Source organism: Lysobacter capsici (genome assembly GCF_014779555.2).
Lineage (GTDB): Bacteria > Pseudomonadota > Gammaproteobacteria > Xanthomonadales > Xanthomonadaceae > Lysobacter > Lysobacter capsici.
Genome location: NZ_CP094357.1, coordinates 2,197,145 through 2,219,881, shown reverse-complemented (window position 1 = coordinate 2,219,881; position 22,737 = coordinate 2,197,145). Strand labels below are relative to the sequence as shown.

The following is a 22,737-nucleotide window of genomic DNA, read 5'->3' as shown; positions in this document are numbered from 1 at the left end:
TATACTTGCCGCATCGTGAGCCCGCCAACCGCCCGCCCCACCCCGCCCGATCCGCCGCCGGCCGCGCCCGACTACGTCGCGCTGGCCGCGCGCATCCGCGCGATCGCGCGCGAGTTCGGCTTTCAGCGCTGCGGCATTTCCGGGATCGAACTGGCCCAGGACGAAGCGCATCTGCTCGACTGGCTGGCGCAGGGCCTGCACGGTTCGATGGACTGGATGGCCCGCCACGGCGAACTGCGCGCGCGTCCGAACGATCTGCTGCCGGGCACGGTGCGGGTGATTTCGGTCGGCCTGGACTACGGCCGCCGCGACGACGAGGACGCCTGGATCACCCTGGCCGACGGCGAACGCGCCTACGTCGCGCGTTATGCGCTGGGTCGCGATTACCACAAGCTGATGCGCCAGCGCCTGCAACGGCTGGCCGAGCGCCTGGCCGAAGTGGTTGGCCCGTTCGGCCATCGCGTGTTCGTCGATTCCGCGCCGGTGCTGGAACGCGCATTGGCGCGCAACGCCGGGCTGGGCTGGATCGGCAAGCACACCTGCCTGATCGACAAGGACGGCGGCTCGTGGTTCTTCCTCGGCGAAATCTACGTCGACCTGCCGCTGCCGGTGGACACGCCAGCGACCGCGCATTGCGGCACCTGCACGCGCTGCATCGACATCTGCCCGACCCAGGCGATCATCGCCCCGCATCGGCTCGATGCGCGCCGCTGCATCGCCTACCTCACCATCGAACACGAGGGCGCGATCCCGATCGAACTGCGTCCGGCGATCGGCAACCGCATCTTCGGTTGCGACGACTGCCAGCTGGTCTGCCCCTGGAACAAGTTCGCCCAGCGCACCGACGAGCCGGATTTCCGCGCCCGCAACGACCTCGACCGCGCCAGCCTGAGCCAGTTGTTCGCCTGGGACGAGGCCGAATTCCTGCAACGCACCGAAGGCTCGGCGATCCGCCGCAGCGGGCACGAACGCTGGCTGCGCAATATCGCGGTGGCGCTGGGCAATGCGCCGGCCACGCCGGAAGTGATCGCGGCGCTGCGCACGCGCAGCGAGCATGCGAGCGAAGTCGTGCGCGAGCATGTGGCGTGGGCGTTGGCGCGGCACGACGCGGCGTGAATCTCCGTTCGCGACGAAGCGACGGAATCTGGCAATCACGACGATTTTCAAGCCGATTGCGACCTCGCAATGGCGGCGCGAACGGTCGCTACGCGGTCGCGGCTTGCGCCGCTCCTGCAACGGCTTCACCCAGCCGATCCGCGAATGCCGCGCATCCGTGTGCAGGAGCGGCGCAAGCCGCGACCGCGAAATCCCGATAACGACCAAGACAGCCGCGATCTGGCCGCGCCATCGCAGCCGTCGATCGCAACCCGCCGCAGAAAAAGCGAACGGCGCCGCGGCGCCGTTCGCACTCGACTCATCGCTCGGTCCGCGCGCTCAGCCGCGCAACTTGCGCAACAGCTCGCGCGTCACCGGGTCGTCGGCCTGCGCCTCGCCCGCCAGCGCCGGCAGCAAGGTGCTGGCGACCTGCTTGCCGAGCTCCACGCCGAACTGATCGAAGGCGTTGATGCCCCAGAACACCGATTGCAGATACACGCTGTGCTCGTACATCGCCAGCAATGCGCCGAGCGATTGCGGGGTCAAGGAATCGAGCAGGATCGTGGTGCTCGGCCGTCCGCCGGCATAAGCGCGGTGCGGGTCGTCGCTGCGCTGGCCGTTGGCGAAGGCTTCGGTCTGCGCGAGCAGATTGGCGTGCAGCGCGCGATGGTTCTGCGGGTACGGCGCGTCGGAGTGGATCACGCCGATGAAGTCGGCCGGAATGATCGAGGTGCCCTGATGCAGCGCCTGGAAGAAGCTGTGCTGGGTGTCGGTGCCGACACCGCCCCACCACACCGGCACGGTGTCGCCGACCACCGGCGAGCCGTCCAGACGCACCGACTTGCCGAGGCTTTCCATCACCAACTGCTGAAGATAATTCGACAACAGCTTGAGGCGATCGTCGTAGGCCAGCACGGCTTGGGTCGCGTAACCCAGACCGTTGCGGTTCCAGATCGCGGTCAGCGCGTGCCAGGCGGCGAGGTTGCGTTCCAGCGGCGTTTCCAGCACATGCGCGTCCATCCGCGCGGCGCCGGCGAGGAAGTCTTCGAACGCGTCCATACCGATCGCCAGCGCGATCGGCAGGCCGACCGCCGACCACAGCGAGTAACGGCCGCCGACCCAGTCCCACATCGGCAGGATGCGTTCGTCGGGAATATTGAAGGCACTGGCGGCGCGTTCGACGTTGGCGCTGATCGCGTACAGACGCGAGTCGTCGCCGAGCCAGTCGCGCAGGATGCCGCCGTTGAGCAGGGTTTCCTGGGTGCCGAAGGTCTTGGAGATCAGCAGCGCGGCGGTGCGCTTGGGATCGAGCCCGGCGAGAGTGCGCTGGGCGGCGTGGCCGTCGACGTTGGACAGGAAATGCACGCGGAACCGGCCCGGGCTGGCGCCGCTGAGCGCATCCACGGCCAGGCGCGGACCCAGATCGGACCCGCCGATGCCGACGCTGACGATGTCGGTGACTTCGCTCGCGCTCAGCCGTTCGATCACCTCGCGCATGCGCTTGCGCGCGGCCAAGGCCTGCTGGTGCGCGTCGCGCGCGATCTGGGTCGGCGACAAGTCGCCGCGCAGCGCGGTGTGCAGCGCCGGGCGGCCTTCGGTGACGTTGACGATCTCGCCGTCGAACAATGCGCGCAGGCGCTGCACGCTACCGGCGGCCTCGGCCGCCTTGCGCAGCCAGATCAGCGCGTCGCGATCGTAATGCTGACGCGCGAAACTGGCGTAGAGCGGGCCGACCTGAAGCGCGAAATCCGCCGCGCGCGACGGATCGGTTGCGATCAGTTGCGCCAGCGGGGTGACGACGACGCGCCCGACCTCGGCGCGCAGCTCGTGAAGTCGGACGTCATCGCTCATCGGGGGGCGGCTCTCAAGGGGTTGGCGCTCGGGCGATCGGACTCAGGCGGCCTGGGCCGACATCGAGGTGTTGGTGTGGGTGAGCTGGTTGTTGCGATCCACGTAGACCAGGGTCGGCTTGTACTTGGCCGCCTCGGCTTCGTCGCAGATGCCGTACGCGCAGATGATCACCAGATCGCCCGGCTGCGCCTTGTGCGCGGCCGCGCCGTTGACCGAGATCACCCCGCTGCCCTCTTCGCCGCGGATGGCGTAGGTGGAGAAGCGGTGACCGCTGTTGATGTTGTAGATGTGGACCATCTCGTACTCGCGAATGCCCGAGATATCGAGCAGACGGCCGTCGATCGCGCAGGAGCCTTCGTAATGAAGCTCGGCGTGGGTCACGGTGGCGCGGTGGATCTTGGCCTTGAGCAGGTTCAGTTGCATGGTCGGGTTACTCCGTCCGCAGACGCGCGGGCGCGAAAGAGCTGAAGTCTAGCAGCGCATGGCGCGCTGCAACATGGTCCGGCGGCGTGGCGGGCGGAACGGAGCTTTCCCGTTCAGCGGCCCGCTTGCATGTCGGGTTCCGGGTCAGATTCGGGCCGGGCACCTGGCCGTTCGTGCGGCCTTCACAGCTCGAATTCAAGGTTGTCGATCAGGCGGGTGCGGCCGAGCTTGGCCGCGATCAGGGCCACCCGCGCCGCGCCGTCGGCGCCGGCCTCGGGCAGGCTCAGGTCGGGCGCGCGCACGACGGCGTAATCGACCGCGAAACCGGCTTCGGTCAGGCGCGCGGCGGCCTGCGCCTCGACCACCTCGCGCGCCTCGCCGGCGCGCAAGGCCTCGCGCATCCATTGCAGGCATTGCTGGATCCGCGCGGCCTGCGGGCGCTCGCTTTCCGACAAATACTGATTGCGCGAACTCATCGCCAGACCGTCGCTTTCGCGCAAGGTCGGCGCGGCCACGATCTCGATCGGGAACGCCAGATCGCGCACCAGATAACGGATCACCGCCAGCTGCTGATAATCCTTGCGCCCGAACACCGCGACATCGGGCCGGACCTGATGGAACAGACGCGCGACCACGGTCGCCACGCCGTCGAAATGGCCGGGACGGTGCGCGCCTTCCAGGGTTTCGGTGACCCGCGGCACGCGGATCTGCACGGTGCCGTCGACACCAAAGGGATACATCGTCTCCACCGTCGGCAACCACAGCAGATCGCAGCCGGCCGCGTGCAGGCCGGCGGCGTCGGCCTCGGGCGTGCGCGGGTAGCGCGCGAAGTCTTCGTTCGGGCCGAACTGGGTCGGATTGACGAACACGCTGGCGACCACGCGATCGGCATGGCGGCGCGCCAGTTCGATCAGCGAATGATGGCCGGCGTGCAGATTGCCCATGGTCGGCACGAAGCCCACGCGCAGGCCCTCGCGCGTCCAGGCCTGGACCCGCGCGCGCAATGCGGCCAGGTCGCTGACGATCTCGATCATGGGCTTACCTCGAAAGAAAGCGCTCGATGCCGGCCGCGTCGGCGGCCCGGGCATCGGCTGAAGAAGGTGCGCGGCATCTTAAACGACGCGGCCGGCCGCGCGCCGGACAGGCGCCGCAGCCGCGCGCAGCAGAACGGGTTCAGGCGTAACTGTGCTCTTCGCCGGGGAAACTGCCGTCGCGCACCGCCGTCGCGTAGGCCCGGAACGCGCCTTCGACCGAGCCGCCTTCGACCAGGAAATCCTTGACGAACTTGGGCCGGCGATGGCCCGAGTTGACCCCGAGCAGGTCGTGCAGCACCAGCACCTGGCCGTCGCATTGCGGGCCGGCGCCGATGCCGATGGTCGGAATTTCCAGATCGGCGGTGATCGCCGCGGCCAGCGGCGTGGGCACGCATTCGAGCACCAGCAGCGCGGCGCCGGCCTGCGCGACCGCGCGCGCGTCGGCGCGCAGCTTGCTCGCGGTGGCGTCGTCGCGGCCCTGCAATTTGTAGCCGCCCAGGCGCAGCACCGACTGCGGGGTCAGGCCCAGGTGCGCGCAGACCGGGATCTCGCGCGCGACCAGGAATTCGATCACTTCCAGCTTATGCCCGGCGCCTTCGAGCTTGACCATCGCCGCGCCGGCCTGCAGCAGCCGCGTGGCCGCATCGAGCGCGCGCTCGGGCGTGGCGTCGGACTGGAACGGCAGATCGGCGATCAGCAGCGGCTTGGACAGGCCGCGCGCGACGCAGGCGGTGTGATACGCCATGTCGGCGACCGTCACCGGCAAGGTGCTGTTGTGGCCTTGCGAAACCATGCCGAGCGAATCGCCGACCAAGATCAGGTCGATACCCGCGGTGTCCATGGTGCGGGCGAAACTCGCGTCGTACGCGGTCAACATCACCAGCTTGCGGCCGTCGCGCTTGGCGTCGGCGAGCATGGGCACGGTCCAGGCTTTGGCAGCCCGTTTGTCATTGGCTTGCGCGTCGGTGGGGGCCGAGGTGTACATGATGGATTCGTCCGAGCGGTGGCGAACGGACGCTCTTGGGGAGGGCGCCATAACTTAGCAGGTTGCCCCCGCCCCGCCAGCGCCGCGCGCGCAACGCGGTCGGTTCGCCACGCGACGATCGTCGTTTCGCCCGTTCACATCATGATCGCGGCCTGTCAGCACGCCGCGTCGGTCAATTATCGACCGCGACCAGCGCCTCGATCTCGGCCGGGGCGATTCGCGCCAGCGCCTGACTCGCCGCGCCCATGCCGGCGATGCGCGCATCCGGGGCGATCTCCAGCAACGGCACCAGGGCGAAGGCGCGCTCGTGCAGATGCGGATGCGGCACGTGCAGGCCGGGTTCGTCGATCCTCGCTTCGCCATACAGCAGCAGGTCCAGATCCAGCGTGCGCGGACCCCAGCGGTCGCTGCCGTCGGCGCGGCGCGCGCGTCCGGCTTCGCGCTCGATCTCCAGCATCGCCGTTAGCAGTTCGCGCGCCGGCAAGTCGGTCTCGAGCATCGCCACCGCGTTGACGAAATCGGGTTGCTCGCGCACGCCCCAGGCGGGGGTGCGGTACAGCCGCGAAGCGCGCAACAAGCGCGACCGCGGCAGGCTGTCGAGCGCACGCAGCGCCGCGCGCAACACCGCGACGCTGTCGCCGAGGTTGCTGCCCAGGCCGATGTAGGTGGTGATGGCGGTGGACGCGGACATTGAATGCGAATGCGCGGATGAAAGAGTCGGAAATCGGGCCATGCAGCGAGCAGTCGAGGATGCGCGGCGATTCGCGTTCGTCGGCCATCCGCGCATCTGCCGACCTTGCGGGCAAGCGAACAGAGGATCGAGAAAAACCAACGGGCCTGCGTCGCGGACGCAGACCCGTCATGCGTTCTTCAATGCCCGGGCTTCAGCCCTCGGCCACCGGCGCGCCACGGCGACGGCGACGGCGCTTGCGCGGCGCGCGTTCGTCGCCGCCATCTTCGCCGTCTTCCGAATGCGCGTTGGCTTCCTGATGGGCGATCGCATCGGGATGCTGCTGCGCCTCGAACCAGAATTCCACGTCGGCCATATGCTCTTCCGACGCCGCGGTGCGCAGGCACAGGAAATCGAAGGCGGCGCGGAAACGCGGATGCGACAGCAATCGCATCACCCGCTTGCGCTGGCGCTGCTGGAACCGCGACTGCAGCAGCCAGATTTCCTGCATCGGCAGCGAGAACCGGCGCGGCAGCGCGATCATCGACAACTGGTGCAAGGTCACCCGGTCGGCGGCGCGACGCTGCGCCTCGACGGTGTGGGTGCCCTGCGCCTGCAGGCTCATCAGCTCGCGGCAATACGCCGGCCACAGCAGCAGCGCGAACAGGAACGCCGGCGACACCGGCTCGTCGTTGGCCACGCGCGTGTCGGTGCCCTTGAGCCCTTCCAGCAGCATCCGGCGCAACGCGCCGCTGCGGTTGGACTTGAGCGCCTTGGCGCTTTCGGGCAACAAGGCGCCGAGCAGGCCGTAGCGTTCCAGGCCGAGGAAGCTCTGCACCGCATGCCCGGACAGGAACAGCTTCAGGCATTCCTCGAACAATCGCGCCGGCGCGGCTTCGGCGAGCAACGGCGCCAGCTGCGGGATCGGCGCGGCGGTGGCCGCTTCGATCTCGAAATCCAGCTTCGCCGCCAGGCGCACCGCGCGCAGCATGCGCACCGGGTCCTCGCGGTAGCGGGTGACCGGATCGCCGATCAGCCGCATCAGCCGGTTCTGCACGTCCTCGAAGCCGCCGACGTAGTCGCGCACCGAGAAATCCTCGACCGCGTAATACAGCGCGTTGGCGGTGAAGTCGCGGCGGACCGCGTCGTCCTCGATGCTGCCGTAGACGTTGTCGCGGACCAGGCGGCCGCCGGTGTCGGTCTCGCGGTCGCCGCTGCCGTCGTCGATATTGGCGCGGAACGTGGCCACTTCGATGATCTCGCGACCGTAGACCACATGGGCCAGGCGGAAGCGCCGGCCGATCAGGCGGCAGTTGCGGAACAGCCCCTTGACCTGCTCGGGCGTGGCGTCGGTGGCGACGTCGAAGTCCTTGGGATGGCCGCCGACCAGGATGTCGCGCACCGCGCCGCCGACCAGATAGGCGCCGAAGCCGCTGTCGCGCAGCCGGTACAGCACCCGTAACGCGTTGGGGCTGATCTCCTTGCGCGAGACATTGTGCTGGTCGCGCGGAATGACCCGCAGCGAGGTTTGGATGGAAGAAAGGTTATCGGATTGCATCGAGCGGGCGTGCCGCCTTATGAGTTCGTGAATACAGCCGTTGCCCAGCGCAACGGCGGCGCATATACTAGCAGGCCGCGTCGAGTTGAGAGCTTGAGCGGTCTGTCCAGGCCCCGTCCAGGGTCTTTCAATCGGACAGAGTCGTACAACTTGCTCCCTTCGTCTAGAGGCCCAGGACGTGGCCCTCTCAAGGCTAAAACACGGGTTCGAATCCCGTAGGGAGCGCCAAACACGCGATCCGTCGCACGAAAGAGCCCGCGCAACCGCGGGCTTTTTCTTGTCCGCGGCATGCCGCGGGCGCTGTCGCCGGCCTGTTGCCGTCCTGTCATGGGCGGCCGCGGCGGCCGCGCCGGTTCCGTTTTCGCCGTTACCCGCGTCGCAGAGGCCAAGCTTCGTCTTGGGTCGCGACGATGCGTATGGCTACACTATCGCCCGCCCGGCCTGTTTCGTACCGGACCACCTCCAGGACCCAGCCAATGCCCTTCGTCGTCACCGAGAACTGCATCAAGTGCAAGTACACCGATTGCGTCGAGGTGTGCCCGGTCGACTGTTTCCATGAAGGCCCGAACTTCCTGGTGATCGACCCGGACGAATGCATCGACTGCACCCTGTGCGAGCCCGAGTGCCCGATCAATGCGATCTACCCCGAGGACGACGTCCCGGCCGGGCAGGAAAGCTTCGTCGCGCTCAACGCCGAGCTGGCCAAGGCCTGGCCGGTGATCACCACGCGCAAAGACGCCCTGCCCGACGCCAAGGACTGGGAAGGCAAGACCGGCAAGATCGATCAGCTGGAACGTTGAGGCCGCGCGCCTGAGGCCGCGCGGCGCTTGAGCGACGCATATCGAGTCCGGCATCGGCGTGGCGTCCGCGCGGCTCCGGTGGACACGGCTTGATACGCGGGGTTCGCAGGCGTTTTTGGCGAGCGCGCCAGGCGTTGATTCACTGGCGGATTGTTTGCCCTTGCCGCGCAGACTGAGGATGAGGGGCGCGGGGATCGAGTGCATCGCGACATAAGCGCCCTCACCCCGGCCCTCTGCCGCAAGCGGGAGAGGGAGCAAGCGCAGGCGGAAGCGCGAACGAATTCGCCACAATCCGAATCGGCGCAGTCTGGAAGCGCGCTGTCCGCCAGTCCCGAAACGGTTCATCCGCCCGCGCCTAAACTCCAGGCCTGCCCGCTTCGGACCGCTCACCATGCCGCATCCGGCTTCACTCGCAGGCTTGCTCGCGCTGTGCCTGGCGCCGCTGACGGTGTCGGCGCAGTCGTCCAGTTTCGATCTGTCGCAGCTGGACTTGTCGCAAATCGATCTGTCGCAGCTGGACCTGTCCCAACTCGACCCCGCGGCGATCGCCGCCGGCGCCAGCGACACCTTGATGCGCGCGCCGGACAGCTCGATCGACCCGCTGTTCCAGGCCGTGCATCGGGCCTCGCGCGCGCGGCGCGATGCCGACGTGCTGTGCGGGCTGTTCGATCCCGACGCCGACCGCAGCCCGCAGGCGCTGGCCGCGGCGGCGCAGCGGCTCAGCCCGGACAGCCGCCAGGGCTTCAGCAATGCATTGATCACGATCGCCGCGACCGGCCTGCAGAACCCGCGCCAGCCCTACGACGCGGCGGCGGCCAGGCAAACCCTGAAGTCGGCCGGCACCACCGCGATGCTGCTGCACGACGGCTTCGCCGCCGGCCTCAACGCCGAGGCCAGCGACCCGAACGCGCGCCAGGCGCGCTGCCGCTCGCTGGGCTGGATGCTCGATGCGCTCGCCGATCTGCCACTGGCGCAGCGCGCGGCCGCGACCCGGCTGCTGTTGAACGAAGGCCTGGCGCGCGGCTTCTCGCGCTGAGCGCGAGCTTTCTCAACCACCGCAACGAAAAACGGGCGCCCAGGCGCCCGTTTTCGCTCGCCAGGACCGGTCGAAACTGGCCCCGGCCTTGTCGCCGATCAACGCCCGCCGAGCGTGCTCTTGAGGCTGGCGATCAGCTTGGCCGGCGCGGCGCCGGTCGCCGGCAGACCGCGCGGATCGACCGCCGACACGTAGGCGCCGGCTTCGGAGGTGCTGATCCGGACCAGGAAGTTGCCGCCTTCGTAATTGACGTCGTACGCGCCGAGCAGCTGCGCGCGGCTGGCGATGGTCAGGCCTTCGACCTTGCCCAGCGCGTCGCCGACCTTGGTGAACACGTCGTCGCGGTTGCCGCTGACGGTGAACCCGTTGGCCGAGGACGCCGGGGTGCCCGGAGCGGCCTGGGTCGGACGCGACGCGGCCAGGCCCGAAGCGGTCACCGAACCGCCGGCAGGCACCGCCATGGCGCCGTCGGTACGCGGCTGATCGAGGTCCGGCGGGACTTCCAGCGGACGGTTTTCCGGGGTTTCGGCATACAGCTTATTGCCCTTGCGGAACCAGCTGCAGCCCGACGTGGCGACCACGGCCAACAACAGACCGGCGACAACCGCACGGGACAGGGTAACGTTGGAACGCATGAGCATCTCCTGCAGGGGTTCAGGCCGCGAGCGTATCGCGGCAGAGGTGTTCGAGTTCGACAATCAGGCCGGCGGCATGCCGCGCGGCCTCATGGTGGGGCGCCGAGAGCGACTGCAACGGCAGGCGCAGGCCATGGCCCAGCCCCTGCGCGGCGAGCAGCGCCTTGACCGGGATCGGGTTGGGTTCCAGGGCGAGAAAATCGTAGGCCGGACGCAGACGCGCGTCCCAGGCCTCGGCCTCGGCGCGGCGTCCGCCACGGGCGAGGTCGGCCAGACGACGGAACGCGCCCGGCGCCACGTTGGAGCCGACCGAAACGATGCCGTCGGCGCCGGCCAGCATGGCCCGGCAGGCGGTCGGGTCGTCGCCGCTGAGCACGCAGAAGCCCTCGGCCTTCAGCGCCAGCAGCGCATTCATGCGCTCGGGTTCGGATACAGCTTCCTTGATCCCGACGATGCGCGGATGCGCGGCCAGCTGCGCCACCGTGTCGGGCAACAGGTCGCCGCCGGTGCGGCCGGGCACGTTGTACAGCACCAGCGGCAGCGCGCCGTCGTCGGCGATCGCCTGGTAATGCGCGATCAGGCCGGCCTGGGTCGGGCGGACGTAAGGCGGGGTCACGACCAGCGCCGCGTCGGCGCCGAGGGCGGCCACGTGGCGGGTCAGTTCGATGGTTTTGGCGGTGTTCGACAGGCCGGTGCCGGCCAATACCGGGATCCTGCCGGCGATCAGTTCGACCGCGCTGCGCAGCAAGGCGTCGTATTCGGCGTCGTAAAGCGCCGCGGCTTCGCCGGTGGAACCGGCTACCACGACCGCCTGGGTGCCGCCTTCCAGCTGTCGCGCCAGCAAGCTGCGCCAGGCGTCCAGATCGAGTTCGCCGGACGCGGTGAATGGCGTCGCCAGCGCGGTGATGCTGCCGGAAAGTCGCAAGTGAAGACCTATTGAGTGAGAAGTCGCCGCCGCAGCGGTTGCGGAGCGGTCGTGGCCGAGAGGAACGTGGAACCTGTGGAACGCTTAGCGGGAATGCCGGTTGGATCGCGGAACCTTGGATGCGTGAATTCTAAAGCGGGCGGCAGGACACGGAAACGCGCTTTGCCGCCTATACGCAGGGGACGATGTTACTTGCGGCCCGAAAGCGCGGGCAAGTATGCTGACTCACAGCGCGGCCCGGGCCCGGGCCGCCGTTCATTTCCGAGCATTACGCTCCCCTTGCAGGCGCCGCCTTGACCGATTCCGCTTCCCGGCCGTCGCCGAACGAAAACCACCTCCTGATCAACGCCTATACGACGCATCCGGAGTCGCCGCTGTTGTCGGTGACCCGCCGGATCGCCGACTCGGGCTGCAATCTGGTCGATGCGCGCCTGTCCACGGTCGGCCGCGACGTCTCGGTGACCGCGCTGGCGGTCGGCTCCTGGGACGCGGTCGCCAAGCTCGAAGCCATGCTCACGCGCCTGGAGCGCGAAGAAGGGCTCAAGCTGGTGTGGTACCGCACCGGCGCCAAGCAGGTGCAGTCCAACCTGCTGCCCTACATCGTCGAAGTGGTCGCCGCCGACAAGCCCGGCATCTTGTTCCAGCTGGCCGACTTCTTCGACCGCCAGGGCATCACCATCGAAAGCCTGCACTGCTCGCGCTACCGCGCGATGCAGACCGGCGCGGATATGTTCTCCGCCCAGATCACGATCGGCGTCCCCTCGAGCATGCACATCGCCGCGCTGCGCGACGATTTCCTCGAGTTCTGCGACCATCTGAACCTGGACGCCATCATGGACCCGATGAAGTTCTGACCATGCTCGATACCGGCGATCACGCATACGGCAAGAAAGCGCCCGCGCTGAGTCTGGCGCTGTCCAGCGGCGAGACGGTCGCGCTGAAGGACTACGCCGGCCAATGGCTGGTGCTGTACTTCTACCCGAAGGACAGCACGCCCGGCTGCACCACCGAGGGTCTGGACTTCAACGCGCTGCTGCCGAAATTCAAGAAGCTCGGCGCCACCGTGCTGGGCGTATCGCGCGACTCGATCAAGTCGCACCAGAACTTCTGCGCCAAGCAGGGCTTCAAATTCGACCTGGTCAGCGACAAGGACGAAACGCTGTGCAACGCCTTCGGCGTGATCAAGGAAAAGAGCCTGTACGGCCGCAAGTACCTCGGCATCGAGCGCAGCACCTTCCTGATCGACCCTAAGGGCGTCATCGTGCAGTCATGGCGTCCGGTGAAAGTCGCCGGGCATGCCCAAGCCGTTCTCGACGCCCTCAAGGATTCCGCCGCTCAGTGAGGCGCCCACCCGCCCCGTCCCCTCGCCGTCCCGCCCCGCGGGCCACGGCGGCGCTGCGGTGGATGCGTTTGGCGCAATCGCCGGTTGCGCTGGCGCCGATCGCGCCCACGCGGATTTCACCATCGAGTTCCGCACTATCGAGTCGTGCGCGATCGTGGCTTTCAAGACCGCGAACGCACGGCTTGCCCGCTGTTGTGTTCGCGCCGCAACGTAACGACGTCACCCCCATCCGAGACGAGACTTCTCAATGACCAGAAGCAAGCGGATCTACGTGCTCGACACCAATGTGCTCATGCACGACCCGACCGCGCTGTTCAAGTTCCAGGAACACGACGTCTACCTGCCGATGCAGGTCATCGAAGAACTCGACAACGGCAAGAAAGGCACCTCCGAAGCCAGCCGCAACGCCCGTCAGGTCAGCCGCTTCCTCAACGAGCTGATCCAGATCGAAGGCACCGACAAGATCAGCACCGGCATCACCCTCAACCGTCCGCAGGGCTTGCAGCTGCGCGGCGCGCAGAGCATCGGCAAGCTGCGTTTCCAGACCAACTCGTTCGACGCGGGCAAGCGCTTCAGCGCGGTGATCCCGGACAACCAGATCCTCGGCGCGATCCTGGCGCTGCAGGAGCAGGAACCCGGCGTGCCGGTGGTGTTCGTGTCCAAGGACATCAACCTGCGGATCAAGGCCTCGATCGCCGGGATCGTGTCGGAGGACTACGAAAACGATCGCGCGCTCGACGATTTCAGCCTGCTCTACACCGGCGCGACCGCGCTGCCGGACGATTTCTGGACCCTGCACGGCAAGGACCTCAAGTCGTGGACCGAGAAGGGCCGCACCTATTACGAAATCGCCCGCACCGAAGAAGACGACTGGTACCCGAATCAGTTCCTGTACCTGCCCGGCGACGACGAATCCGAACTCAAGGTCACCAAGGTCGGCGAAGAACGCGTCACCCTGCAGATCGTCGACGATTTCCGCCATAACCAGCACGCGGTGTGGGGCATCATCGCGCGCAACCGCGAGCAGAACTTCGCCCTCAACGCGCTGATGGACCCGGAGATCGACTTCGTCACCCTGCTCGGCACCGCCGGCACCGGCAAGACCTTGCTCGCGCTCGCCGCGGGCCTGGCGCAAACGATGGATCAGCAGCGCTATCGCGAGATCATCATGACCCGCGCCACGGTCAGCGTCGGCGAGGACATCGGTTTCCTGCCCGGCACCGAAGAAGAAAAGATGACCCCGTGGATGGGCGCGCTGACCGACAACCTGGAAGTGCTGACCCACAACCAGGACGGCGGTGCCTGGGGCCGCGCGGCGACCAACGACCTGCTCGCCTCGCGGATCAAGATCCGCTCGATGAACTTCATGCGCGGCCGCACCTTCCTGAGCCGCTGGCTGATCCTCGACGAGGCGCAGAACCTGACGCCGAAGCAGATGAAGACGCTGATCACCCGCGCCGGTCCCGGCACCAAGATCGTCTGTCTGGGCAACGTCGAGCAGATCGATACGCCGTATCTGACCGAGACGACGTCGGGCCTGACCTATGCGGTGGATCGTTTCAAGGGCTGGGCGCACAGCGCGCACGTGACCTTGCGCCGCGGCGAGCGTTCGCGTCTGGCCGACTACGCGTCGGAAGTGCTGTAACCCGGTCGCCATGCTCAAACAGTTCGTTCGCGACAACCGATTCGCGCTGGTCACCTTGATCGTCGTGGTGCTGGCGCGGATCGGATTCGACCAGTGGGCCGATGGCATCAGCGCGCCGCCGCTGGACGCGCCGATCGCGGTGTCGTCCGGCGGCGGCCTCGACCAGCGCATCCGCATCCGCGCGCCCGACCGCTATGGCCTGGATCTGTCCTTCCGCGCCGATGCGCGCGGCATGGATCACCTGCGCGGATTGGTCGGCGACGGCAGCTACGATGCTCAGCACAAGCGCATTCCCAGCGGCGTGCCCATCCCGGTGCGGTGGTCGTTGAGCGAGGCCGACAGCGGGAAGATCGTGGCTCAGGGCGATACCGAGACCTTCGGCTCGTCGAGCTGGTCCAGCGGCGAAATCAGCCGCGACTTCGACCGCTTCGGCGTACCGCCCGGCGAATACCGTTTCCAGGCGCGGATCACCCGCGCAGTTCCTGAATTCGCCGGTATCCAGGCCCACATGGTCGCGCGCCTGCATCCGAAGTCGGTCGGCAGCTGGCAGACCTCCCGGGTCTGGGACGGGCGTCTGCTGTCGTTCTTCCTGATCGATCCGGGCCTGGTGCTGCTGGGCTTGTTCCTGTTGTGGCGCGCGTTCGCGCTGGGCCGTTCGCGCTGGCGCATGCAGGCGCAAGCACAGGCATGAGCGTGCGCTGCGATGGTCGCGGCCGGTCGGCCGCGGCCACCGCGGCGAATACCGATCGTGCCGGCGAAAGCGCCGCGCCTGCGAGCGCGCAACGATCCTGAGCCGCGCGGCGCAAGCCCATCGACGGCGCAAAAACGTCAAGACTTCCATATAAGGCCGTTTTGGTTAGGCTTGCGCGATGAATCGCATCCCCGTTCTCTCCGCCCTCACCATCGCCGGTTCCGATTCCGGCGGCGGCGCCGGGGTCCAGGCCGATCTGAAGACCTTCGCTGCGCATCGCGTGCACGGGCTCAGCGCGTTCGCGGCGCTGACCGCGCAGAACACCCGCGGAGTCAGCGCGGTGCATGTGCCCGACACCGGCTTCCTGCGCGCGCAGATCGACGCGTGTTTCGACGACTTCGAGATCGGCGCGGTCAAGCTGGGCATGCTCGCCACCGCCGAGGTGATCGAAGCGGTGGCCGATGCGCTGGAGCACTACCGGCCCGCGCATATCGTGCTCGACCCGGTGATGGTCGCGACCTCCGGCGCGCGCCTGCTGGAACCGTCCGCACTGGACGCGCTGCGCACGCGGCTGCTGCCGCTGGCCAGCGTGATCACGCCGAACCTGCCCGAAGCGGAGTTGCTGCTCGGCCGCGCCATCGCCGATCGCGCGGCCATGCACGGCGCGCTCGACGGCCTGTTCGCGCTCGGCGCGCGCGCGGTGCTGCTCAAGGGCGGGCACCTGCCCGACCGCGACGATGTGGCCGACGTGGTCGACCTGTTCGCCATCCCCGGCGAAGCGCGCGAGATCGCGCATCCGCGCCTGCAACTCGACGCGCACGGCACCGGCTGCACCCTGGCTTCGGCGGTGGCCGCGAATCTATGCCTGGGCCGCACGCTCGCCGACAGTTGCGTCGCCGCGGCCGACTATGTGCATGACGCATTACGCCTGGGCTATCGACCCGGCCGCAGCGAGGTGCTGGTGCTCGATCACTTCGGAGCCGCGCCGCGTGCTTGAGTCGACCGTCGCCGAAGAACGCTCGCTGCGCGCGGCCGACGGCCATCGTTGGTCGCTGATCGCTTCGATCCCGCCGCGTCCCAGCGCGAGCCTGCTGTGGTTGCCCGCGCTCGGCGTCGCCGCGCGCCACTACCTGCCGTTCGCGCACGCATTGGCGGCGCGCGGCATCGCTGTGTTCGTCCACGAATGGCGCGGCAACGGCAGCAGCAACCAGCGCGCTAGCCGCCGCAGCGACTGGGGCTATCGCAACTTGCTGCTGGACGATCTGCCGGTCAGCGAGGCCGCGGTCGCGCGCGCGCTGCCCGGCGTGCCGCGCATCATCGGCGGCCACAGTCTCGGCGGGCAGATGGCCTGCATGCGGCTCGGCTTGGCGAAGCTGCAGAACGACCCGACGATCCCGACCCGCCTGTGGCTGACCGCCAGCGGCGCGCCGTACTGGCCGACCTGGCCGATGCCGCGGCGCCTGGCGATGCCGATGATCTACCGCTTCCTGCCGTGGCTGTCGCAGGTCAACGGCACCCTGCCCGGCCGCCGCATCGGCTTCGGCGGCAACGAAGCGCGCAGCCTGATCGCGGACTGGGCCCGCACCGCCTTGAGCGGCCGCTACGCCGCGCCCGGCATCGACGCCGACATGGAAGCCGGCATGGCCCAGGTCGAGGTCGATCTGCGCGTCGTGCGCATGGTCAACGACTGGCTGGTACCGCGCGCTTCGCAGGACTTCCTGCTGTCGAAACTGCCGCGCGCGCAGGTCGAAGCGATCGAACTGGGCGCGAACGACCTGGGCGTGCGAGCCGATCATTTCGCCTGGATGAAACAGCCCGAGGCGGTGGTGAAGGCGTTGCTGCGCGACTGATCGCCGTCCCGCGTGAGCCGCCGGTTCCCGCGGGACCGCGCCCGCGCGCCACCAACACGTCCGCTATGTCGCGTATCCCCCTGTAGGAGCGGCGCAAGCCGCGACCGCGACAGAGCGACCACGACGCAAATCGTCGCGGCTAGCGTGACATCACCACCACCTCGCAGCGACGACGCAATCGGCCACAGCGCGGTCGCGGCTTGCGCCGCTCCTACAGGTAGATCATGTCGCTTTTGCTCGGGCTTGAAGCCGGGCAGTTCATCCAGCGCTGCGAGGCTTGTAACTCGCGTTAGCAACGCCACACCCGAAGGGCGGCGTGCAGGATGAGCGTCGTTCCGCGTGAGCCGTCGTTTCCCGCGGGGCCGCGCCCGCGCGCCACCAACACGTCCGCTATGTCGCGTATCCCCCTGTAGGAGCGGCGCAAGCCGCGACCGCGACATCGCGACACCGCGACCACGGCGACCACGGCGCAAATCGTCGCGGCTAGCGTGACATCACAATCACCTCGCAGTGGCGACGCAATCGGCCACGACGCGGTCGCGGCTTGCGCCGCTCCTACAGGTAGGCCATGTCGTTTTTGCTCGGGCTTGAAGCCGCGCAGTTCATCCAGCGCTGCGAGGCCTGTAACTCGCGTTAGCAAAAGCACACCCGAAGGGCGGCGTGCAGGATGCACGCCGTGCGCCACCGGGACATGGATGTCCCGTGTGGCGCATGCCCGCGTCAGCACCGCACGCGCGGGCCCTTGATTCAAAGAAAAGCGTTTTTCTTTGGTTACCTTTCTTTTGTCGCTTTTGACAAAAGAAAGTAACTCGGCCGCTTGCGGACGAAAGCTGTTGATCTTGCTTTCGGCTTCAAAAGCTCCAGAGCTTTAAAGCTTTGAAGGCTTTCAAAGCTTGAAGCAAGATCAAAGGCTTCCGCCGCTGAAGCGGCGGGTCACTTTCTTTTGTCTAAAGCAACAAAAGAAAGGTAACCAAAGAAAAATGCTTTGTTGTGAATCAAGGGCCCGCGCGATCGGTGCATTCGCAGGCATGCGCCACACGAGACATCCTGTCTCGGTGGCGCACGGCGCACATCCATGTGCGCCGCCCTACGGGTGTGCTTTTGCTAACGCGAGTTACAAGCCTCGCAGCGCTGGATGAACTGCACGATTCCGGCAAAAAAAGCACGACGCTTTCGCGATGGCGATGGCGCCGGGCAACGGCGCTTTACGCCCCAGCGCCAATTGTTTACGACAAATTTACGCCGTGACCGCCCGCACGAAATAGCGGCTTTACGCCCCATCTTCCGAGAATGACGCCGTGGCCAGACCGGCCTCGTTGCCCATTCCCGGATACCTCACATGTCGTCGTCGCATCACCTGTTCCGCAGCCGCGAGGCCGCCCTTCCGCTGGTCCTGGCGGTCTGCGCCGGCATCGGCCTGCTCGCGCTGGGCACCCGCGCGCACGCGGCCGAATCCACCGGCGCGAGCTTCACCGGCTCGGCCGCGCTGACCAGCGATTACGTCTGGCGCGGCAGCTCGCAGACCCAGGGCGACCCGGCCGTGCAGGTCGGTTTCAAGGCCGCCGCCGGCAATGGCTTCTACGGCTCGATCTGGGGCTCGAACGTCGAGTTCGCCCCCGAAACTCATGCCAGCAGCGAACTCGATTTCACCGTCGGCTGGGCCGGAAAGATCGCCCAGGATTGGGCCCTGGACGTCAACGTCCTGCATTACCGCTATCCGTCCACGACCACCGATCTGAACTGGACCGAGCTCAACGGCACGCTGACCTGGCGCGACAACTACTGGTTGTCGCTGGGCTATTCGAACGAAGCGCTCGGCAGCAAGGATCGCGGCATCTACTCGCAGATCGGCGCGCGCTTGCCGGTCAACGATGCGCTGCGTTTCGAAGCCGCGCTCGGCCACTACTTTCTCGACGACGTCTACGACCGCAGCTACAGCCACGGTCAGCTCAGCGCGATCTGGGCGGTGAAAGCGCCGTTCGAGCTGCGCCTGAGCGCGCACGCCACCGATCACAACGCCGAACGGATCTTCGGCGACTCGCTTGCCGGCTCGCGCATCGAAGCGGCCGTGCAGGCGTCCTTCTGACAGGAGCAACGACTATGCCCGGCTGGCTTTCATTGGTGTGCGCGATCTCGGTCCTGGTGGCCGCCGCCTACCTGCTCTACGTCGTGCTGCGCCCCGAGGACTTCTAGTCCGCGCAGCCGCACCGCGGATCACGGAACGATCCGCGCCAACTTCCCCCAGCGCGTCGACGATCCTCTCGTCGCCGCGCGATCCGTAACGGCGCCGGACGCGCCAGTGCGGATCTCTCACCGCCCGGTGCTTCACCATGATCGAAATCTTTCTCGTATTCGCGCTCGCCGTCGGCCTGGGATGGCCGCTCGGCCTGTACCTGGCGCGGGTCATGCGCGGCGATCGCTCGCGCTTGGACGCGGTGTTCGCACCGGTCGAAGGCGCGATCTACCGCGTGCTCGGCGTCGACCCCGCGCGCGGCATGAGCTGGCGCGGTTACGCGCTGGCGTTCGCGCTCAGCAACCTCGTGCTCGCGGTGCTGGTCTGGGTGTTGTTCATGACCCAGGCCTGGCTGCCGTTCAATCCCGACGCCATTCCCAATATGCGCTGGGACACCGCGCTGCACACGATGGTGTCGTTCCTGACCAATACCAACCAGCAGCATTACTCCGGCCAGGCGCAGTTGAGTTATCTGTCGCAGATGGTCGGCATCGTCGGCCTGCAGGTGGTGACGCCGATGATGGGGCTGGCGATCGTGGTCGCGACCCTGCGCGGTCTGTTCGGCGGCCGTCAAGCGTTGGCGCATACCGGCGACGCCGGTGTTCAAGCCGAAGGCGCGCCGCGCGACCTGGGCAACTACTGGGTCGACGTCACCCGCGCCACGCTGCGTTTCATGCTGCCGCTGTGCCTGGTGTGGGCGGTGCTGCTGACCTCGCAGGGCGTACCGTCGACCTTGCAAGGCGCGGTCAGCGCCACGCCGCTCGACCACAGCGTCGAGATGAAGGAACAGAAGATTCCGATCGGCCCGGTCGCGGCCATGGTCGCAGCCAAGCAACTCGGCACCAACGGCGGCGGCTGGTACGGCCCCAACAGCGCGGTGCCGCTGGAAAACCCGACGCCGTTCGCGAACCTGCTCGAAACCCTCGCGCTGATCCTGATTCCGGTCGCGGTGACCTTCATGGTCGGTCCGTTCACCGGCCGGCGCAAACTCACCGCGCTGGTGTTCGGCAGCATGCTGTTGATGTCGGTGCTGTCGACCGGCCTGACCGTGGGTTCGGAAGCGTATTCGTCCACCCGCACGGACGCCGCGTTGATGGAAGGCAAGGAAACCCGCTTCGGCGCCAGCGACACGGCCTTGTGGACCGCGCTGACCACCCAGAGCAGCAACGGCTCGGTCAACGGCATGCACGATTCGCTGGCGCCGCTGACCGGCGCGATGGCGATGATCAACATGCTGATCAACGCGATCTGGGGCGGCATCGGCTGCGGTCTGCAGCAGTTCCTGGTGTATCTGCTGCTGTCGGTGTTTTTGGCCGGGCTGATGACCGGACGCACGCCGGAGCTGTTCGGCCGCAAGATCGAAGCGCCCGAAGTGCGACTGCTGGCGCTGCTGATCCTGCTGCAACCGCTGGTGGTGCTCGGCTTCAGCGCGATCACCTTGGGCGTTCCCTCGATCACCGGCAATTCCAATCCCGGCTTCCATGGCATCAGCCAGGTGTTCTACGAGTACACCTCGGCGTTCGCCAACAACGGTTCGGGTTTTGAAGGCCTGGGCGATGCGACCTACTGGTGGAACCTCAGCTGCGCCGCGGTGCTCGCCCTGGGCCGCTATCCGGCGCTGCTGATTCCGCTCGCGGTCGCCGGCTTGCTCGCGCGCAAGCGGGTCGCGCCGGAAAGCGCCGGCACCCTGCACGCCGAAACGCCGACCTTCGCCATGACCTTGATCGCGGTGATCGTGATCCTAACCGTCCTGCAATTCATGCCCGCGCTGGTGCTCGGCCCGATCGCCGATCACCTGACGCTGTCTGCGAGCGCCCCGGCGCTCAGCAGCCCCGCTCTTTGAGGTACGCCCACGTGACCGAACAAACTCATCCGCGCGTGCAACGCCGCAACACCGCAATGGCCGGCCTCGACGCCGCCGGCCTGCGCGCGGCGATGCTCGAATCCTTCGTCAAGCTCTCGCCGCGGCATGCCCTGCGCAGCCCGATCATGGCCATCGTCCTGCTCGGCACGGTGCTGGCCGCGCTGATCACGATCTTCGTTCCCGGCAACGCCGTGTTCGGTATCGCGGTCACCGTGATCCTGCTGGTGACGGTGTTGTTCGCCAACTTCGCCGAAGCGGTCGCCGAAGCGCGCGGCCGCGGTCAGGCAGCTTCGTTGCGCGCGGCGCGGCGCGATCTGGTCGCGCGCAAGCTCGATACGGTCGGCAAGAACGAAACCCGCGTCGCCGCGTCGACCTTGAAGCCCGGCGACCGGGTGATCGTCTCGGCCAACGAGCTGATCCCGGCCGACGGCGAAATCGTCAAGGGCATGGCCACGATCAACGAATCGGCGGTCACCGGCGAATCCGCGCCGGTGCTGCGCGAAGCCGGCACCGACCGCTCCGGCGTGATCGGCGGCACCAAGGTGTTGTCCGACGAGATCGTGATCGAAGTCAGCGCCGAACCCGGCCACAGCTTCCTCGACCGCATGATCGCCCTGGTCGAAGGCGCCAACCGGCAGAAGACGCCGAACGAAATCGCGCTGACGATGCTGCTCGCGGCGATGACCCTGACCTTCCTGATCGTGGTCGCGACCTTGCCGCTGTTCGCCGGTTTCGTCGGCGCCAAACTCGATCCATTGCTGTTGATCGCGCTGCTGGTCTGCCTGATCCCGACCACCATCGGCGGCCTGTTGCCGGCGATCGGCATCGCCGGCATGAACCGCGCGCTGTCGGCGAACGTGCTGGCGAAATCTGGCAAGGCGGTGGAAGTGGCCGGCGACGTCGACGTGCTGCTGCTCGACAAGACCGGCACCATCACCTTCGGCGACCGTCAGGCGACCGCGTTCCATCCGATCGCCGGTATCGACCATTCGCAGTTGCGCGATGCGGCACTGCTGTCCTCGCTCGCCGATCCCACCCCCGAAGGCAAATCGATCGTGCGCTTGGCGCGCGAGCAGCACAGCACCACGCCGGAACCCGAACGCGCTGATTATCTGCAGTTCACCGCGCAGACGCGCATGTCCGGCGTCGACCTGCCGGCCGACTACCCCGGCGGCGCGCGCGCCATCCGCAAGGGCGCGGGCGATGCGATCACTCAGTACGTGCGCGCGCTCGGCGGCGAAGTGCTGCCCGAACTCAACGCGCGCATCGAACAGGTCGCGCGCAACGGCGCCACCCCGCTGGTGGTGGCCGAAGGTCGCCATGTGCTCGGCGTGGTCGAGTTGTCCGACGTGGTCAAGCACGGGGTCAAGGAACGTTTCGCGCGGTTGCGGGCGATGGGCGTGCGCACGGTGATGATCACCGGCGACAACCCGCTGACTGCCGCGGCGATCGCGGCCGAAGCCGGCGTCGACGACTACATCGCCGAAGCGCGGCCCGAGGACAAACTCGCGCGCATCCGCGCCGAGCAGGCCGGCGGCCGCCTGGTGGCGATGGTCGGCGACGGCACCAACGACGCCCCGGCGCTGGCCCAGGCCGACGTCGGTCTGGCGATGAACTCGGGTACGCAAGCGGCCAAGGAAGCCGGCAACATGGTCGATCTGGATTCCGATCCGGCCAAGCTGCTGGCGGTGGTCGAGGTCGGCAAGCAACAGCTGATCACCCGCGGCGCGCTGACCACGTTCTCGCTCGCCAACGACGTGTCGAAGTACTTCGCGATCCTGCCGGCGCTGTTCGCCGCGGCGATTCCGCAGATGGCCGCGCTCAACGTCATGCATCTGTCGAGCCCGAGCAACGCGGTGCTCGCGGCGTTGATCTTCAACGCCCTGATCATCCCCGCGCTGATTCCGCTGGCCCTGGCCGGCGTGCGCTTCAAGCCCGCCACCGCGGTCGCGCTGCTGCGCCGGAACATGCTGGTCTACGGCCTGGGCGGCGTGCTGCTGCCGTTCGTCGCGATCAAGCTGATCGACATGGCGCTGGTCGCGATTTTCTAACACCGCCCGCGCAACGAAGCCCTCTCCCGCCTGCGGGAGAGGGTTGGGT

At 67.6% G+C, this 22,737-nt stretch carries 21 protein-coding genes and 1 tRNA gene; 14 read left to right on the top strand and 8 right to left on the bottom strand.

All coding sequences use genetic code 11. From position 1 onward, the window contains the following. Window positions 1–81: 81 nt before the first annotated feature. Window positions 82–1,116, top strand: a complete 1,035-nt coding sequence (gene queG / locus IEQ11_RS09260; RefSeq protein WP_036115086.1) for a tRNA epoxyqueuosine(34) reductase QueG — start codon at window positions 82–84, stop codon at window positions 1,114–1,116. Between the two features lie 318 nt (window positions 1,117–1,434). On the opposite strand, the gene pgi is transcribed toward queG, so the two are convergent. From pgi to pcnB, 6 genes are all read right to left on the bottom strand, one after another. Beyond that, on the bottom strand, window positions 1,435–2,946 hold the full coding sequence (gene pgi / locus IEQ11_RS09255; protein WP_096414176.1) for a glucose-6-phosphate isomerase: 1,512 nt from the start codon (window positions 2,944–2,946) through the stop codon (window positions 1,435–1,437). A 42-nt stretch (window positions 2,947–2,988) separates the two neighbouring features. After that, window positions 2,989–3,369 carry an aspartate 1-decarboxylase gene (gene panD / locus IEQ11_RS09250; protein WP_036115061.1) on the bottom strand — a complete coding sequence of 127 codons (381 nt, stop codon included), beginning with the start codon at window positions 3,367–3,369 and terminating at the stop codon, window positions 2,989–2,991. A 182-nt stretch (window positions 3,370–3,551) separates the two neighbouring features. Next, complete coding sequence (gene panC / locus IEQ11_RS09245; RefSeq protein WP_191823633.1) at window positions 3,552–4,403, bottom strand: pantoate--beta-alanine ligase; 852 nt, start codon at window positions 4,401–4,403, stop codon at window positions 3,552–3,554. Between the two features lie 139 nt (window positions 4,404–4,542). After that, window positions 4,543–5,388, bottom strand: a complete 846-nt coding sequence (gene panB / locus IEQ11_RS09240; protein ID WP_191823632.1) for a 3-methyl-2-oxobutanoate hydroxymethyltransferase — start codon at window positions 5,386–5,388, stop codon at window positions 4,543–4,545. Window positions 5,389–5,560: 172 nt separating this feature from the next. Continuing rightward, window positions 5,561–6,079, bottom strand: a complete 519-nt coding sequence (gene folK / locus IEQ11_RS09235; protein ID WP_191823631.1) for a 2-amino-4-hydroxy-6-hydroxymethyldihydropteridine diphosphokinase — start codon at window positions 6,077–6,079, stop codon at window positions 5,561–5,563. 193 nt (window positions 6,080–6,272) lie between these two features. Continuing rightward, window positions 6,273–7,616, bottom strand: coding sequence for a polynucleotide adenylyltransferase PcnB (gene pcnB, locus IEQ11_RS09230; protein WP_191823630.1), 1,344 nt, complete (start codon window positions 7,614–7,616; stop codon window positions 6,273–6,275). 152 nt (window positions 7,617–7,768) lie between these two features. Here pcnB and IEQ11_RS09225 point away from each other — a divergent pair. From IEQ11_RS09225 to IEQ11_RS09215, 3 genes are all read left to right on the top strand, one after another. Then, window positions 7,769–7,844, top strand: a tRNA-Glu gene (locus IEQ11_RS09225). Between the two features lie 248 nt (window positions 7,845–8,092). Then, a complete protein-coding gene (gene fdxA / locus IEQ11_RS09220) occupies window positions 8,093–8,416 on the top strand; it encodes a ferredoxin FdxA (protein WP_036115051.1) in 324 nt (107 codons plus the stop codon). Between the two features lie 391 nt (window positions 8,417–8,807). Then, entirely contained in the window at window positions 8,808–9,452 is a 645-nt protein-coding gene (locus IEQ11_RS09215; RefSeq protein WP_191823629.1) for a hypothetical protein, read from the top strand. A gap of 98 nt (window positions 9,453–9,550) precedes the next feature. Here IEQ11_RS09215 and IEQ11_RS09210 read toward each other — a convergent pair whose 3' ends face one another. Continuing rightward, window positions 9,551–10,087: an outer membrane protein assembly factor BamC gene (locus IEQ11_RS09210; protein ID WP_036115082.1), complete on the bottom strand. Its 537-nt coding sequence runs from the start codon at window positions 10,085–10,087 to the stop codon at window positions 9,551–9,553. Between the two features lie 19 nt (window positions 10,088–10,106). Then, window positions 10,107–11,012 (bottom strand): 4-hydroxy-tetrahydrodipicolinate synthase, encoded by a 906-nt coding sequence (gene dapA, locus IEQ11_RS09205; protein ID WP_046656240.1) that lies wholly within the window; start codon window positions 11,010–11,012, stop codon window positions 10,107–10,109. A gap of 293 nt (window positions 11,013–11,305) precedes the next feature. Between dapA and IEQ11_RS09200 the strand changes: the two genes are divergently transcribed. The 10 genes from IEQ11_RS09200 (at window position 11,306) to kdpB (ending at window position 22,688) form a co-directional block, all read left to right on the top strand. After that, window positions 11,306–11,866: a glycine cleavage system transcriptional repressor gene (locus IEQ11_RS09200; RefSeq protein ID WP_036115042.1), complete on the top strand. Its 561-nt coding sequence runs from the start codon at window positions 11,306–11,308 to the stop codon at window positions 11,864–11,866. A 2-nt stretch (window positions 11,867–11,868) separates the two neighbouring features. Continuing rightward, window positions 11,869–12,354 (top strand): peroxiredoxin, encoded by a 486-nt coding sequence (locus tag IEQ11_RS09195; protein ID WP_046656239.1) that lies wholly within the window; start codon window positions 11,869–11,871, stop codon window positions 12,352–12,354. 247 nt (window positions 12,355–12,601) lie between these two features. Next, a complete protein-coding gene (locus IEQ11_RS09190) occupies window positions 12,602–13,999 on the top strand; it encodes a PhoH family protein (RefSeq protein ID WP_036115039.1) in 1,398 nt (465 codons plus the stop codon). A gap of 10 nt (window positions 14,000–14,009) precedes the next feature. Then, window positions 14,010–14,690 carry a DUF5625 family protein gene (locus IEQ11_RS09185; protein WP_191823628.1) on the top strand — a complete coding sequence of 227 codons (681 nt, stop codon included), beginning with the start codon at window positions 14,010–14,012 and terminating at the stop codon, window positions 14,688–14,690. A 178-nt stretch (window positions 14,691–14,868) separates the two neighbouring features. Continuing rightward, window positions 14,869–15,687: a bifunctional hydroxymethylpyrimidine kinase/phosphomethylpyrimidine kinase gene (gene thiD, locus IEQ11_RS09180; protein WP_191823627.1), complete on the top strand. Its 819-nt coding sequence runs from the start codon at window positions 14,869–14,871 to the stop codon at window positions 15,685–15,687. Continuing rightward, on the top strand, window positions 15,680–16,540 hold the full coding sequence (locus IEQ11_RS09175; protein WP_247024775.1) for an alpha/beta hydrolase family protein: 861 nt from the start codon (window positions 15,680–15,682) through the stop codon (window positions 16,538–16,540). The genes thiD and IEQ11_RS09175 overlap by 8 nt, the downstream gene beginning before the upstream one ends. 1,339 nt (window positions 16,541–17,879) lie before the next feature. Next, a complete protein-coding gene (locus tag IEQ11_RS09170; protein ID WP_191823899.1) occupies window positions 17,880–18,626 on the top strand; it encodes a TorF family putative porin in 747 nt (248 codons plus the stop codon). A 14-nt stretch (window positions 18,627–18,640) separates the two neighbouring features. Continuing rightward, a complete protein-coding gene (locus IEQ11_RS09165) occupies window positions 18,641–18,733 on the top strand; it encodes a potassium-transporting ATPase subunit F (RefSeq protein ID WP_036115829.1) in 93 nt (30 codons plus the stop codon). 137 nt (window positions 18,734–18,870) lie between these two features. After that, window positions 18,871–20,616 (top strand): potassium-transporting ATPase subunit KdpA, encoded by a 1,746-nt coding sequence (kdpA, locus tag IEQ11_RS09160; protein WP_191823898.1) that lies wholly within the window; start codon window positions 18,871–18,873, stop codon window positions 20,614–20,616. Between the two features lie 56 nt (window positions 20,617–20,672). Further along, a complete protein-coding gene (kdpB, locus tag IEQ11_RS09155) occupies window positions 20,673–22,688 on the top strand; it encodes a potassium-transporting ATPase subunit KdpB (RefSeq protein ID WP_191823900.1) in 2,016 nt (671 codons plus the stop codon). Window positions 22,689–22,737 lie beyond the last annotated feature (49 nt).